This is a genomic window from Marinobacter sp., from assembly GCF_041686475.1.
GTDB lineage: Bacteria > Pseudomonadota > Gammaproteobacteria > Pseudomonadales > Oleiphilaceae > Marinobacter.
Window position 1 is genome coordinate 19,007 of sequence record NZ_JAWLDU010000010.1, and the last position, 14,668, is coordinate 33,674.

The 14,668-nt window shown below is 59.0% G+C and carries 15 protein-coding genes; 6 read left to right on the forward strand and 9 right to left on the reverse strand.

The features are described 5' to 3' along the window. Nucleotides 1-153 precede the first annotated feature (153 nt). Nucleotides 154-1,116 (forward strand): phenylacetic acid degradation operon negative regulatory protein PaaX, encoded by a 963-nt coding sequence (gene paaX, locus ACESMB_RS04040; protein ID WP_372970967.1) that lies wholly within the window; start codon nt 154-156, stop codon nt 1,114-1,116. Between the two features lie 32 nt (nt 1,117-1,148). On the opposite strand, the gene ACESMB_RS04045 is transcribed toward paaX, so the two are convergent. After that, nucleotides 1,149-2,336, reverse strand: a complete 1,188-nt coding sequence (locus ACESMB_RS04045; protein ID WP_372970968.1) for a YbfB/YjiJ family MFS transporter — start codon at nt 2,334-2,336, stop codon at nt 1,149-1,151. Nucleotides 2,337-2,353: 17 nt separating this feature from the next. Beyond that, on the reverse strand, nt 2,354-3,142 hold the full coding sequence (locus ACESMB_RS04050) for an acyl-CoA thioesterase (protein WP_372970969.1): 789 nt from the start codon (nt 3,140-3,142) through the stop codon (nt 2,354-2,356). A gap of 198 nt (nt 3,143-3,340) precedes the next feature. On the opposite strand from ACESMB_RS04050, the gene ACESMB_RS04055 reads away from it, so the two are divergent. Next, nucleotides 3,341-4,858, forward strand: coding sequence for a DEAD/DEAH box helicase (locus tag ACESMB_RS04055; RefSeq protein ID WP_372970970.1), 1,518 nt, complete (start codon nt 3,341-3,343; stop codon nt 4,856-4,858). 9 nt (nt 4,859-4,867) lie between these two features. On the opposite strand, the gene ACESMB_RS04060 is transcribed toward ACESMB_RS04055, so the two are convergent. The 4 genes from ACESMB_RS04060 to ACESMB_RS04075 all read right to left on the reverse strand — a co-directional run bounded on the left by ACESMB_RS04060 (nt 4,868) and on the right by ACESMB_RS04075 (nt 8,256). Continuing rightward, the gene (locus ACESMB_RS04060) at nt 4,868-5,383 is read right to left on the reverse strand and encodes a dihydrofolate reductase (protein ID WP_372927497.1); all 516 of its coding nucleotides are present in this window, start codon (nt 5,381-5,383) and stop codon (nt 4,868-4,870) included. 438 nt (nt 5,384-5,821) lie between these two features. Continuing rightward, nucleotides 5,822-6,661 (reverse strand): thymidylate synthase, encoded by an 840-nt coding sequence (locus tag ACESMB_RS04065; RefSeq protein WP_372925960.1) that lies wholly within the window; start codon nt 6,659-6,661, stop codon nt 5,822-5,824. Further along, on the reverse strand, nt 6,658-7,446 hold the full coding sequence (lgt, locus tag ACESMB_RS04070; RefSeq protein WP_372925959.1) for a prolipoprotein diacylglyceryl transferase: 789 nt from the start codon (nt 7,444-7,446) through the stop codon (nt 6,658-6,660). The genes ACESMB_RS04065 and lgt overlap by 4 nt, the downstream gene beginning before the upstream one ends. A 15-nt stretch (nt 7,447-7,461) precedes the next feature. After that, nucleotides 7,462-8,256 (reverse strand): sulfite exporter TauE/SafE family protein, encoded by a 795-nt coding sequence (locus ACESMB_RS04075; RefSeq protein WP_372970971.1) that lies wholly within the window; start codon nt 8,254-8,256, stop codon nt 7,462-7,464. Nucleotides 8,257-8,341: 85 nt separating this feature from the next. Here ACESMB_RS04075 and ACESMB_RS04080 point away from each other — a divergent pair, with 85 nt between their 5' ends. The 4 genes from ACESMB_RS04080 to dxs all read left to right on the forward strand — a co-directional run bounded on the left by ACESMB_RS04080 (nt 8,342) and on the right by dxs (nt 12,401). Continuing rightward, nucleotides 8,342-9,127, forward strand: a complete 786-nt coding sequence (locus ACESMB_RS04080; RefSeq protein ID WP_372970972.1) for an NRDE family protein — start codon at nt 8,342-8,344, stop codon at nt 9,125-9,127. 48 nt (nt 9,128-9,175) lie between these two features. Continuing rightward, nucleotides 9,176-9,430 (forward strand): exodeoxyribonuclease VII small subunit, encoded by a 255-nt coding sequence (locus ACESMB_RS04085; protein WP_372925956.1) that lies wholly within the window; start codon nt 9,176-9,178, stop codon nt 9,428-9,430. Next, nucleotides 9,430-10,329 (forward strand): polyprenyl synthetase family protein, encoded by a 900-nt coding sequence (locus tag ACESMB_RS04090; protein WP_372925955.1) that lies wholly within the window; start codon nt 9,430-9,432, stop codon nt 10,327-10,329. Before ACESMB_RS04085 ends, ACESMB_RS04090 begins: the two co-directional genes overlap by 1 nt. Nucleotides 10,330-10,466: 137 nt before the next feature. Further along, a complete protein-coding gene (gene dxs, locus ACESMB_RS04095) occupies nt 10,467-12,401 on the forward strand; it encodes a 1-deoxy-D-xylulose-5-phosphate synthase (RefSeq protein ID WP_372970973.1) in 1,935 nt (644 codons plus the stop codon). A gap of 12 nt (nt 12,402-12,413) precedes the next feature. On the opposite strand, the gene ribA is transcribed toward dxs, so the two are convergent. The 3 genes from ribA to ACESMB_RS04110 all read right to left on the reverse strand — a co-directional run bounded on the left by ribA (nt 12,414) and on the right by ACESMB_RS04110 (nt 14,668). Further along, nucleotides 12,414-13,028, reverse strand: a complete 615-nt coding sequence (gene ribA / locus ACESMB_RS04100; RefSeq protein ID WP_372925953.1) for a GTP cyclohydrolase II — start codon at nt 13,026-13,028, stop codon at nt 12,414-12,416. A 110-nt stretch (nt 13,029-13,138) separates the two neighbouring features. Then, nucleotides 13,139-13,627, reverse strand: coding sequence for a cyclic pyranopterin monophosphate synthase MoaC (gene moaC / locus ACESMB_RS04105; protein ID WP_372925952.1), 489 nt, complete (start codon nt 13,625-13,627; stop codon nt 13,139-13,141). 81 nt (nt 13,628-13,708) lie between these two features. Continuing rightward, nucleotides 13,709-14,668, reverse strand: coding sequence for a Nudix family hydrolase (locus ACESMB_RS04110; RefSeq protein ID WP_372925951.1), 960 nt, complete (start codon nt 14,666-14,668; stop codon nt 13,709-13,711).

Below are 14,668 nucleotides of genomic sequence, written 5' to 3' on the forward strand. Positions count from 1 at the left end.
ATTTCAGGGCGGTGGATCGCTGCCTTCCAAGTAAAGCTGACGCTGGCGCAACGCGCCAGCAAAGCCATCAGACAGACAAGCCTTTACCTGACACGCAAGACCCGCATAATACCTGCAACCTGTTTCATTGATTCCTGTTTGCGGACCCGGACCATGACTGCAAAAAGCCAACTAGAACTGCTCATCAAGAATTTTCAGAAGAAACGGCCACTCCGCGCCGGCTCTCTCATCATTACCATCTATGGCGACGCCATCGTTCCCCGTGGCGGCAACGTCTGGCTTGGCAGCCTGATGAAACTGGTAGAGCCCATGGGAATCAGCCAACGGCTGGTGCGTACGTCCGTGTATCGCCTGGTTCAGGAGTCCTGGCTGCAAACCGAAAAGGTCGGCCGCTGCAGTTATTACAGTCTGACAGGTCCCGGCCTGCGCCGATTCGAGCAGGCGTTCCAGCACGTTTACAACCTGGATACTGAAGAGTGGAGCGGCAGCTGGTGCCTTGTGTACCTGAATCAACTGGCACCGGAGCTTCGCCAGAAAGTCCGGGAAGAGCTTAAGTGGCTCAGCTTTGGCAGCATGGCACCGGGCCTGATGGAGCACCCCAGATTTACCCGCAATGAATTGATCCCAATGTTGCAGGAATGGGGAGCCCTAGAGGACACCATCGTGATGGAGACCATGCCCATGGAGCAGAAGAGCCCCAGGGCGCTTCGCCTGCAGGTCCGGGAGAGCTGGAACCTGGAGGAGCTGGGAGGGCGGTACCGACGTTTTCTGAAACAGTTCCGCCCGCTATGGCGGGAACTTCAGTCCGAGGACACCCTCAGTCCGGAGGAATGTCTGCTCCTGCGGGTTCTGCTGATCCACGAATATCGCAAGATTCTGCTCCGCGACCCTCTACTGCCAGATGAACTGTTACCGGGTGACTGGGAAGGCCGAAGCGCCAAGCAGCTTTGTCGCAACCTTTACCGCAAGATCTATGTGCGGGCCGAACAGTGGCTCGACGAAACGCTGGAAAATGCGTCCGGCCCGCTGCCAGGACCAGGGGAGAAGTTCTACAAACGCTTCGGTGGCCTTCGCGATGCAGGCACTGTCACCGAAGCCCTGCCAGAAATGAAATAACCGCTCCCCGAAGTGGAGTATCACGGCCGCTGTTAGCGGGAGATTGCAGACCTGCCCTGCCCCCGCTGCTCCATTCTTCGTGCAAGATGCAGCACCACCACACCAAGCGCCATCACAACCAATGTAAGCCAGAGCCCGTTGGTGTAATTACCTTCCACATCGGCCAGGTAACCCACAACGGCAGGCGCCAGCACCTGAGCAATGCCATAACTGAATGTAAGCCGGCTCATCGGCCGGGACGGATTCTCAGGAAAAACACGCCCCACCATAGCCAGCATCATGCTGACAATGCCGATAAAGCTGCCGCCATAGATCACGGCACTGAGTATCACGCTTACCATTTCGGCATTGACGATCAGCATCAAGATACTGACAGAGTTGAGGGTGTACGCCAGGTAAAGTGCAAGCCACTGCCCCCAAAGGCGCGAGAACACATCCCATAGCCAACAAGCCGGCGTGGCGGCAAGACCAACAACAAGCCAGATCAGCCATCCGTTCCCCTCAAGCTGTGGCATGGACTCCGTGATAGCCACCAGGAAGGTGGCTGTGACCACATAGCCAACACCGGCGCAAAAATAGGCCAACTGCAAGATGCGGATAAAGCGGCTCCGCCCTTCCCTCGCAGCTTTGCTTGTGGTTTGCGGCAACGCGCAGGCCCGGTAGTCAGGCATCCAGCGCCAGACTGGAACCAGCAACACCAACGCCACCAGTCCGTAGATTACCCACTGCGTATCCCAGGTAAAGGCATCCTTGATCAGCTCGGCCACCACCGCTGTGAGAACAATCCCGAGCCCGATACCGGAAAAGAAAACGCCAAGCTCGGATTTCTGATTGTTTTTGATCAGCCAGCCCATGAGCAGACCCGCCCCCAACAACATACCGGCCGAGGTGCTGAGCCCGGAGATAAATCGCAATATGGACCACAACCACACATTGGTGGTGTACCCCATTAGAACCGTTGAGACTACCGCGACGACGAGACCGAGTTGGTAAAGCCTTACCTTGAGCCCGAGATCGCTGATCCGGGTGATAAGCAGCGCACCGGTAAGGTAGCCGGCGTAATTCACCGTCGCCAGCATTCCGACCAGGGACGTGCTCAGGCCAAGCGCGTCGACCATCTCGGGAATCATTGGCGTATAGGAAAACCGGGCAATACCCACCATGACCACAACCGCGATCACACTGGCAGCCAGTACTTTTATTGTTTCTATTGATTTCACGGAAACGCCTTATACCACTATCCGAATACCGTTACCGTTTGCCGACTCAGGGCCACCAAGTCCCCGCTTTCGGTCCAGATTCCCGCATGAGTGTGTCCGTATCCGGCGCTTGCCTCATCAATCATCGCCTTATACAGCAGCCAATCTCCCGGCTCAAGAACGGGCCTGGGATGCACGATGTCAAGGGCCCAACTCAGAGAACTGGTTTTCACTCGCCCTTTTACGTGCGGCAAAACAGCAGGCGGCCACGCATCAACGAGTGCAATAATATGGGCATCTGAAAAGGTTTCCGGCGTGTTCCTGAACTGCATCCACCCGCCAAGCTCCCGACCACCTTTGCCAGTGAAAGGAAGATTGCCAAACGCCCAGCGCATCTCGATCTGCTGGATGAATTCCGGTGTGACGCCTGCAATGTAATCCAGCCCCCGGCACTCACTGGCCGGCTTCGCTTCCGGCGCCGGCAAGGCGTCAACACGCACCGCTGAATCCCTGTCCCCGGCAAAACTGGCCAGTGCCACCAGCTTGGGCTCACCGTCCTGGACGATACGGCCCAACACCTGGCTGACCGCCTTGCCTTCGCGCAGGATTTCGGCTTCAACTGTCGCAGGCTCATCCGGTGTAACCGGGCCCACGAACGACACCTGCATGGATCGCATAGGGCGATCTGGAGCAACCACATGAGCCATCCGGTCGAACACCAGCGCCGCCGCCACACCACCGAAAGAGGCGCGCCCCTGGCTCCAGGTTGACGGGATGGTAACCTCTCCACCCTGCGCGACCGCTTCCATTAATCTGTCAAAATTCATTAGCCTACCTCATTAGCATCCTAACCGAAACAACCCGGAGATTGCCGAATATCCGCCATTAACGCAACCGCCGGCTCCGGCAACTACCTACCGCGCCGCTGGCATTAGCCGTGTTAAAGATGCAGGAAACCAGTTATAATCCACGCCACATCATGCATTGCAATGCAATGCTCTACCCTTCGAATTCCGAGTACATTAATGTCTGAATTGTCTTTTGCCGAACTCGGCCTGGATCCAGCTGTCCTTGAAGCTGTGGCCGCCGTCGGTTACGAAAAACCCTCGCCCATACAGGCCCAGACCATTCCTGCGCTGCTGGCCGGCAAACATCTCCTGGGTGTCGCCCAGACCGGTACCGGCAAGACTGCCGCCTTTGCACTGCCGTTGCTGAGCCGAATTGATGCCTCCCTTATGGAGCCGCAGATTCTGGTGCTGGCACCAACACGTGAGCTGGCCATCCAGGTGGCCGAGGCATTTACCACTTACGCCAGCAAGTTCCGTAACTTCCATGTACTGCCGATATACGGCGGGCAGGATTTCTTCCCCCAGATCAAGGGCCTGCGTCGCGGCGCCCAAGTCATCGTGGGAACGCCGGGGCGCATGCTGGACCACCTGCGCAAGGGCACCCTGAAGCTGGACAGCCTCAAGGCGCTGGTACTGGACGAAGCTGATGAAATGCTTCGTATGGGCTTCATTGACGACGTGGAAGCGATTCTGGCGAAGACACCTGAAAACTGCCAGCGCGCCCTGTTCTCCGCAACCATGCCGCCGCAGATCAAGAAAGTTGCCCAGACCTACCTGCGTGATGCCACGGAAGTAAAAATCGAGAGCGAAACCCGCACGGTTGAGCGTATTTCACAGTTCGTGCTGCCAGTTTATGCCGAGCGCAAGCTCGATGCACTGACGCGCATTCTTGAGGTAGAGCCACTGGATGCCGCCATTGTTTTCGTCCGCACCAAGGCTGAAACCACTTTGCTGGCAGAAAAACTCTCGGCCCGCGGGCACGCAGTGGCGCCACTGAACGGTGACCTGAACCAGCGCCAGCGTGAGCAGACGGTAGAAGACCTCAGGCGTGGCAAGAAAGATATTATCGTAGCAACAGACGTAGCGGCCCGTGGTCTGGACGTGCCCCGGATCACCCACGTCATCAACTACGACGTGCCCTACGACACCGAAGCCTACATCCACCGGGTTGGCCGCACCGGCCGTGCCGGCCGTGAAGGTAAGGCGATTCTGCTGGTAACTCCCCGGGAGCGCAGCTGGTTGCGTACGCTCGAGCGTGCCACCAACTCGCCGATGGAGTCCTACCAGTTGCCCTCGCCCGTAGAACTCAAGAAGATGCGTGAAGAGCAGTTTGAAACGCAGCTTCTGGGTTTTGCAGAGGATGGCAAGCTGGCCAAGGCCATGGCGCTTCTGGATGAGATTGCCGAGCGCAATGACATGGACACGGCAATGGTCGCCGGTGCCCTGGCCTGCTGGTTGGAAGCATCCCAGCCCGGCTCACTGCCGCTGGAGCAACCAGAGGCCCTGCCGGAGATTTCAGCCAATGCACCGCCACGCCGTGACCGCAAGGGCGGCGGTGGTCGCCCGGGTGGTAAGCCAGGGTACAAGCCTGGCTTCAAGAAAGGCCCCAAGGGCCGTAGCGGCCCGGGCCCGAAGGGCAAGCCCCCGGGTAAAGGCGGCAAGCCCGCCGGCAAACGCCCGCCCCGTCAGGGCTGATTCAGTCGCTCAAGACTGACTGAGGCGCTGATAGACTACGAAGCTGTAGTCGTAAGGGTTGTTATCGGACGCGGAGAAATCCTCCCGTCCGATTTCTTCCCACTCTTCCCAGTTCACTTCCGGAAAGAATGCGTCCCCCTCTACCTCTGCGTGCACCTGAGTAATATAGATTCGATCCACCATCGGCAGGGCCTCGGCGTAAATCTGCCCGCCACCGATAATCATCACTTCGTCCCCACCTTCGATCTCGGCCTGAGCTTCGGCCTTGACCAGCGCTTCGTCCAGTGACTTTGCAGCCACTGTTCCTGCCGGCGCCTCCCATTCCGGGTTCCGCGAAATCACCACGTTCATCCGCCCCGGCAATGGCCGGCCTATGGAGTCCCAGGTTTTCCGCCCCATGATAATGGGCTTGCCCATGGTGGCCTGTTTGAAGTATTTCAGATCCCCTGGCAGATACCATGGCAGCTTGTTATTACGGCCGATGACCCTGTTGCGGGACATGGCCACTATGAGTGCTTTCCTCATCGGTTGTTTACCCTCTTGCTTGGGAGTTTTGCCGGCTCTCTGGTGTTGTGGCTGCAAGAGGGCGGGGAAGAGTGTCCAAAAAACGCCTCAAGGCATCCATGCGCGGCTTGGGCTCCGCCATCCATGGCTCCGCACATTTTTGGACACTCTTCCCCGCCCTCTCGCGATTCGACAATGCAGTTCGCTGACCCATGATCATTGCGGGATAGAACACTTAACTGAGTTTAATTCGGAATAGCCCCTTAGTCTGGCTTAACCTTCCAGATAATCGAACTCTGTTGTTCAGTCGCAGGTCAGCGGGTGGGGCTTTCAGGAAATGTGCGGAGCCATGGATGGCGGAGCCCAAGCCGCACACGGACGTCTCGAGGCGTTTTCCTGAAAGCCCCACCCGCTGACCTGCAGCCCCCAAACCAAAGGGCCGGAAACCAGGCCAAAGGGTCAAATCGCAATAGGCGCCTTAATCCCCGGATAAGGGTCATACCCATCAAACTCGAAATCCTCCAGCTCATACTCGAAGATGGACGAAGGCTTCCGTTTGATCACCAGTTGAGGCAACGCCCGGGGCGACCGTTTCAACTGCTCGAAGACAATGTCGTCGGTCAGGTGGTTCTGGTACAGATGGCAATCACCGAATGTGTGCACAAACTCACCGACACCCAGATCGCACTGTTGGGCGATCATGTGGGTCAGCAGGGCGTAGGACGCGATATTGAACGGTACACCCAAAAACAGGTCGGCACTGCGCTGGTAAAGCTGACAGGATAGCTTGCCGTCGGAGACGTAGAACTGGAACAGGCAGTGGCACGGGGCCAGTGCCATGCGGCCCTGGCGGACGTTGTCCTGAGGGCCGACGGATTCGTCGGGGAGTTCGGCCGGGTTCCAGGCGGAGACGATCAGGCGGCGGGAGTTGGGCTTGTTGCGAATCTGGTCGATCACATCGCTGATCTGATCGACAGTGCCGCCGTCCGGGCATTGCCAGCTGCGCCACTGTTTACCGTAGATCGGTCCCAGGTCGCCGCTTTCCAGGGCCCATTCGTTCCATATCGAGACGTTGCGCTCTTTCAGCCAGTTATTGTCAGTGGAACCCTGAAGGAACCACAGCAGTTCCTGGATAATGCTGCGCAGATGGACTTTCTTGGTGGTCACAAGCGGGAAGCCGTCCTGCAGGTTGAAACGGATCTGGCGGCCAAATACGGAGCGGGTGCCGACGCCGGTGCGGTCGCCGCGGTCCGTGCCGTTGTCCACCACGTCTTTCATCAGGTCGAGATAGGCTTTCATTCAGCGTTTCTCCGATAAGCGAAAACAATCAGTCCGGCGCCGGCCAGGATCATCGGGAACGACAGAACCTGACCCATGGTGAGCCAGTCGAAGGCGAGGTAGCCAAGCTGGGGGTCGGGCTGGCGTACGAATTCCACCAGGAAGCGGAAGATGCCATAACACATCAGGAACAGGCCAGACACCGCCATACGGGGCCGGGGTTTCGAGGAAAACCACCACAGAATAATAAAGAACAGCACGCCTTCCAGCGCGAACTGGTAAAGCTGGGACGGGTGGCGCGCCAGTGCGTCGGGTGCCGTACGGAAGACCATGCCCCAGGGCAGATCCGTGGGTTTGCCCCAGAGTTCGCCGTTAATAAAGTTGCCGATGCGCCCTGCACCGAGTCCCACCGGCACCAGCGGCGCGACGAAATCGGCAATTTGCCAGAAGGTACGGTCCACTTTTCGGCCAAACCACCAGATGGCAAACATCACGCCAAGCAGGCCACCGTGGAAGGACATGCCTCCTTCCCAGACCCGCAACAGCATCAACGGGTCGGACGCAAAAGCTCCGAAGTTGTAGAAAATAACATAGCCGAAACGGCCACCCAGTATGACCCCGAGGGCAATATAAAAGAGCATGTCGCCCATCTGGGTTTCATTGATGGGTGACCAGGGCTTGCGGGCGCGGATACGGCCAAGCCACCAGCCCACAAGAAAACCGACCAGATAGGTCAGGCCATACCAATGCACTTTCAAGGGCCCGATGGCAATGGCCACCGGATCGATTTGCGGATGCTGAAGCATCAATAACCCCTCAGGTCATAACAGAAAACGGATACCCACCACGATCAATACCATGGCAAATATTTTTTTGAGCAGCGCCGCATCCAGGCGGTGGGCCAGGTTGGCGCCCACCCGGGCGAAAAAGACGCTGGTCAGGACAATGCCCAGAAATGCGGGCAGATAAATGAACCCCACGCTAAGCTCAGGCAGGTGGGGGTTCTGCCAGCCGGTGACAATGTTGGCCAGCGCTCCGGCAACGGCAATAGGCAGGCCACAGGCGGCGGAGGTGCCCACGGCCTGCTGCATGCGCACATTGCACCAACTCAGGAAAGGAACGGTCAGGGTGCCTCCGCCGATACCGAAAATGGCGCTGGCCCAGCCAATACCAGCCCCGGCGCCACCCAGCCCGGCAGACCCGGGTACATCGCGCCCGGCTTCCGGGTTGACTGACAGCAACATCTTCAGAGCCACCAGAATGACAAACACACCGATAATCAGCTCCAGGGCATCGCCACTGAGCATCGACGCCGTCCAGGCACCCAGTACCGCGCCGATAATAATGCCGGCGGTCATGGGCCGGAAAATGTCCCAGCGAACAGCCTGATGCAGATGATGGGAGCGGATGGAACTGACTGACGTGAAAACGATGGTGGCCAGGGAGGTACCGACAGCCAGATGTGCCGCTATTTCACTACTGATCCCCTGCAGGCCGAAACTGAAGATTAGCACCGGCACGATGACCAGGCCGCCGCCAATACCAAACAGGCCAGCCATGGTGCCCGCCAGGGCGCCCAGAGCCAGATACAGACCAATTACAGCAATCAGGGTCATACTCAGCCACACGCAGAGAATAAAACAGGCTGGTATGATACACACCGACGCATCTTTGTTCACTCGCGATGGAAGAGCCCGCCTCATGTGCCTGATAGTTTTTTCCCTGCGACAGAATCCTGACTTCCCACTGGTGGTGGCCGCCAACCGTGACGAGTTCTTTCAACGCCCCACCGCAGCCATGGACTGGTGGAACAGCGAAATCGCCGGGCGGCAGGTGCTTGCAGGCCGCGATCTGCTCTCAGGCGGTACCTGGCTTGCCGTAGACATTGATGGCCGGGTGTCAGCCGTCACCAATGTGCGGGAAGCTTCTCCGGTAGCGGGCCCGAAATCCCGGGGAGAACTCCCACTGATGGCTCTGGCCGGGGAAACCGGAACCCTTGAATCCCTGGTACGGGAACGGGGGAACCAGTATTCGGGATTCAACCTGGTCAGCCTGAATACCCGACACGGCTGGTATTTCAGCAATCACGACGTTCACCACGGACGCCACGTCCACCGGGGCACCTACGGCCTCAGCAATCACCTGCTGCAAACGCCATGGCCCAAGCTGCTCCGGCTCAGGAACTCGGTCACCGGGCTGCTGGAGAGTGCCGGCTCCGGAACCACAGAGGCGCTCCACCAGAACCTGATCGAGCGTTTGTATGACACCACCCCTGCCCCTGACCATGAGCTGCCGGACACGGGTATCGGCCTCGAGAGAGAGCGATTCCTGTCATCTCCGTTTATCGTCGGCAGCGAATACGGCACCCGCGCCACTACCGTGGTTACCGTCAGTGCCTCCGGTGAGATCCGCGTAACAGAACAGGTATGGGGCCCGGGCGGCAAAAAGGAAGGTGCCGGGGCATTCTGCTGGCAGCGGCCGGCGTGAAGCTTTGGTATAATCCGCGAAATTCCGCGAAGCAACCGGAGGCCCTGTATGGCCGGTGAGAAAAGCACGGCGTCCATCGCCGACTTTGAAAAGTCCCTGGATGAGCTGGAAAAACTGGTCCGTGACCTCGAGCAGGGCGAACTGTCCCTGGAGCAATCGCTGACAGCCTTTGAACGGGGCGTGAAGCTCACACGCGAGTGCCAGCAGGCCCTCAAGACGGCAGAGCAGCGCGTGGAACAGCTGGTTGAAAACAGCGATGGGACCCTGCAAACCAGGCCTTTTACACCGGACGAACCTGCCTGATGCCCACATCGAATACCCGCCTGGAGACGTTCCTCGAACATTGCCGCAACCGGATCGACGCGGAACTGGAATTCCAGCTTTCCGGAGCCGGCAGCGGTTCTGAGCGCCTTCAGCAGGCCATGCGGTATAGCGTGCTGGGCGGCGGCAAGCGCATTCGCCCTGCCCTGTGCATCGCTGCGACGATCGCGGTGGGCCAGCCACAGGAAAACGCACTTGTTCCTGCGTGCACCCTGGAGCTGATCCACGCTTATTCGCTGATTCACGATGACCTGCCGGCCATGGACGATGACGAACTGCGCCGGGGCCGCGCCACAACCCATATCGCCTTTGACGAGGCAACGGCCATTCTGGCAGGCGATGCGTTGCAGACCATGGCGTTCGGCTGGCTGGCAGAGGCACCGGGACTGGATGAGCAGGTGCGTCTTTCGATGATACGGGAGCTGGCCTCCGCCAGCGGGCACAGAGGCATGGTGGGCGGCCAGGCCATCGACCTGGAGTCGGTTGGCAAGAGTCTGACCATCGACCAGCTGGAGAAAATGCACCGCCACAAAACCGGCGCCCTGATTGCTGCGAGTGTCCGCATGGGGGCATTGACTGCCCCCGAAGTCAGTGACAACCAACTGGCAGCTCTTACCGTATATTCACAAACTCTCGGGCTTGCCTTTCAGGTACAGGATGATCTGCTGGATATCGAAGGTGATACAACAGTGATCGGCAAGCCCCAGGGGTCGGACATGGCCCGCGCCAAGCCCACCTATCCATCCCTGCTTGGAACGGCCGGGGCCAGAGCCTACCTGTCCCAGCTTCTGGATTCTGCCCTGTCCAGTCTGGAGGGGTTTGGCAAGGAAGGCGATGTTCTCAGGGACATGGCCGGTTATGTGGTGGCCCGCACCCATTGATACACCGGGGGACTGGGGTGCACACTGGTTGTACAAAACTTGTGGAACCCGACTGGCCCGATCGGTGTGAAACCGGGCCACTTCATCCCCTATAATAGTACCGACATTTTTGAACCATCCGGAAAAGACCCGAGCAGATGCAGGATACATATACTTTCAAGGAAATCCCGTCAAAACGGCCCAACACGCCGCTTCTGGACAGGATTGATGCTCCAGCACAGCTGCGAGAGCTGGCAGACGACCAGCTGACTCAGCTGGCCCGAGAGCTGCGTGCGTTCCTGCTCTGGTCTGTGGGCCAGACGGGTGGGCACTTCGGTGCCGGACTGGGGGTTCTGGAACTGACAGTAGCCCTGCATTATGTGTTCAATACCCCGGAAGACCGTCTGGTGTGGGATGTTGGGCACCAGGCCTATCCCCACAAGATTCTCACCGGTCGGCGCGAGCGTATGAACAGCATACGGCGCAAGGGCGGACTGGCGGGCTTCCCCAAACGGGCCGAGAGCGAATACGACACCTTCGGCGTGGGTCACTCCAGCACCTCGATCAGTGCAGCACTGGGCATGGCCGTGGCCTCGCGCCTGCAGGGAACCGGCCGCAAGAGCATTGCGGTCATCGGTGACGGCGCTATGACCGCCGGTATGGCCTTTGAGGCGCTGAATCATGCCGGCCATCTGCACGCTGACATGCTGGTTATCCTCAACGACAACGACATGTCCATTTCCCGCAATGTGGGTGGGCTGTCGAACTATTTCGCCAAGTTGCTGGCAAGCCGCACTTACAACCAGGTGCGCGACAGCAGCAAACGGGTACTGCAGGCGGCACCGCACCTCATGGCCCTGGCCCGCAAGACCGAGGAACACTTCAAGGGCATGATTGCTCCGGGCACCCTGTTCGAGGAGCTCGGCTTCAACTACATCGGCCCCATCGACGGCCACGACCTGCCCCTGCTGGTGGAAACCCTGGAGAACATCCGCGAGCTTGATGGCCCCCAGTTCCTGCATGTGGTAACCACCAAGGGCAAGGGTTTTGCCCCTGCCGAAGTCGACCCCATTGGCTACCACGCCATCAACAAGATCGAGCCGGTACCGCCCAGCAAACCGGAGCCGGTTACACCAAAGCCATCCAGGCCCAAGTATGCCAATGTCTTTGGTCAATGGCTGTGCGACGCTGCGCAAGCGGACGAACGCATTGTCGGTATTACCCCGGCCATGTGTGAAGGCTCTGATCTGCTGGCATTTTCACAGCGCTTCCCGGACCGGTATTTCGACGTCGCCATTGCCGAGCAACATTCGGTAACACTGGCGGCAGGTCTTGCCTGCGATGGCGCAAAACCGGTAGTGGCAATTTATTCCACGTTCCTGCAACGCGCCTACGACCAGTTGATCCACGATGTCGCCATACAGAACCTGGACGTTCTGTTTGCCATTGACCGCGCCGGCCTGGTGGGTGAGGACGGCCCCACTCATGCGGGTGCCTTCGACATCAGCTATTTGCGCTGCATCCCCAATATGATCGTGATGGCGCCCTCTGACGAAGACGAAACCCGTCAGCTGCTCCATACCGGCATGCTGTTCGAAGGCCCTGCGGCGGTGCGCTATCCCCGGGGAACCGGGCCAGGCACAGAGATCGTCAGCGAACTCGCTGCCCTGCCCATCGGCAAGGGTCGCCTGGTCAGAGAAGGCTCGGGTATCGCCATCCTGAACTTCGGCACCCTGCTGACGCCTGCCCTTGAAGCCGCCGAGGCTCTGGGAGCAACCGTCGCCGACATGCGATTTGTGAAGCCGCTGGACGAGGAGCTGATTCTGTCACTGGCGGAACAGCATGGCCTTCTGGTCACCGTCGAAGAGAATGCTATTGCGGGCGGTGCAGGCAGTGCGGTAACGGAGTTTCTCAATAGCCGAGATGTCAGCCAGCCCGTGCTGCAGATTGGCCTTCCGGACACCTTCATCGATCACGGCAAACACGGTGAGCTACTGTCTTCCTGCGGTCTCGACGCCGAAGGCATCAAGCGCACTATCGAAGGCCGCCTGGAGTACATGAAATACAACCAGTCACTCAAGGCGGTAAAGTAGGAGCGCTGAAAATCAGACGGTGGGATCGTCGTCCTGGTGTGTTTCGAACCAGTGGCCGAGCTTGCTCTGTTTGGTGTTCAGGTAGTGCTCGTTGTGGGGGTTGCGTCCTACGTGCAGAGGTACACGCTCTGCAATTTCGATCCCCAGGTCGGCCAGGGCGTCCACCTTGCGGGGATTATTGGTCATCAGCTTCAGGCTGCTGACGCCCAGATGCTCCAGCATATCGCGGCACATACTGTAGTCCCGCAGATCAGCCGCAAACCCAAGTTGCTCGTTCGCTTCGACCGTATCGGCGCCCTGATCCTGCAGATTATAGGCGCGGATCTTGTTCAGCAGGCCAATACCACGGCCCTCCTGGCGCAGATACATCAGAATGCCACGACCTTCGCGGGCAATGCTACGCAGCGCTTCTTCCAGTTGATAACCGCAATCACAACGCATGCTGTACAGGGCGTCTCCAGTCAGGCACTCGGAATGAGTGCGCGCCAGCATCGGCTCGGGGCTGCCAAGGTCACCCAGCGTCAGCGCCACATGTTCCTTCCCGGTATCCGGCTCTTCGAAGCCGTGCATGTCGAAAACGCCGAAAGGGGTGGGCAACCGGCATGTCTGGATGTAACGAACGGCCACAGTGCTTCCTCGTGGTTCAGTCAATCGGGCCGCGCATTCTATCACGTGGCCACCGTCCTGGCGTAGTCTCTGCACGGTCTATCCTCCGGTATAACTGATTCGTACAGGACTTACGAAGCGGAGTCTGATGCAGACCAGTGACCACTGCGGCCACCTTTCTTTTCCAGCAGGCGGACATTGTCCACAACCATGCCCCGATCAACGGCCTTGCACATGTCGTAGAGTGTCAGTGCTGCAACACTGGCGGCGGTCAGGGCCTCCATTTCCACACCTGTCTGCCCTGAGAGCTTGCAGAAAGTGGCAATATGAACCGATGCACCATCCTCGCCCGGTGTCAGTTCCACTTTTACCGATGTCAGGTTTAACGCATGGCAAAGCGGAATCAGGTCATGGGTTTTCTTGGCCGCCATAATGCCTGCCACTCGCGCGACTGCCAGCACATCACCTTTGGGGTGCTGCCCTTCCACAATCATTGAGAGGGTTTCAGGCGCCATTCTGATCAGGGCTTCTGCTCTCGCCTCGCGTTCAGTGACGGCCTTGGACGTTACGTCCACCATCCTCGCGGCGCCTTTTTCATCAAGATGCGTCAGTTTGCTCACAATCGCTCCAGGGAATCATCATGGGGTGGGTTTGAGCTGTACATCATACCAGAGGGTGCAATGCCTGCGGCCTGACCAATATCAGGCGTTATGCCACCAGAAACTGATGCCGGCAATACCCTGAGCGCCGGCACTGCGGGCTTCAGCAATATCGGTCAAATCAAGACCACCCAGGGCATACACGGGAACCGTGGAGGCTGCCGCCAGCTCCCGGAAACGAGGCCATCCTGTTCCCGGCTCACCAGGATGCGAGGGGGTGGGCCTGACCGGTCCCAGGGTGATGAAATCTGCCTGAAGCTGCAACGCATGAGCAATCTCCTCCTCATTGTGGCAGGAGACCGCCAGCAGGTAATCAGCTGTGAGGGGGCGGGCAGAAATCTGTCTGGCTTCACGCCACGGCAGATGCAGACCGCGGGCTCGGGGAAACTGCCTGATCAGCGTTGGCGCGCCATGCAGCATCAGTTCTGCACCGCATGCGGCGCAGGCCTCAAGCGCCCATTCGGCCAGCTTTTCATAGGCACCGTCCCCAAGCTCCGGCGCCCGCAACAGGCAAAGCTCCGGCGCTGCGGCAGTCAGACTCTGCGTCAGTTGTTCACCATATGCATTGCCATCGGCTGCGGCCCCGGTAATGGCGTAGTGGCTGGGCAGGCGCAGCGCGCGGATAATCGGCCGGTTGGCAGCAGGAAAGTCAGCGTCGCTCAGTTGGCCGGGATCGAGCCAGCGTATCGCCTGACCCTCAAGACCTTCCGGATCTCCCTCGGCTGATGACGTTTCCCAGACGTCGAGAAACACACGCTTGTCGCCATAGTCATGACGAACCTCGATAACCGGTTCAAGGGAGTCTGGTGCAATCCGCAGCCCGGTTTCTTCAAGAATCTCCCTGACCAGCGCCTGCTGAACGGTTTCACCGCTCTCTACCTTGCCGCCCGGAAACTCCAACAGGCCACCCTGGTGGAGATGATCCGGGCGCCGGGCAATCAGTACTTTTCCCGCGCGGAAAATGACCCCCACCGCAACGTGTATTTCCTCAACAGCCCCCAT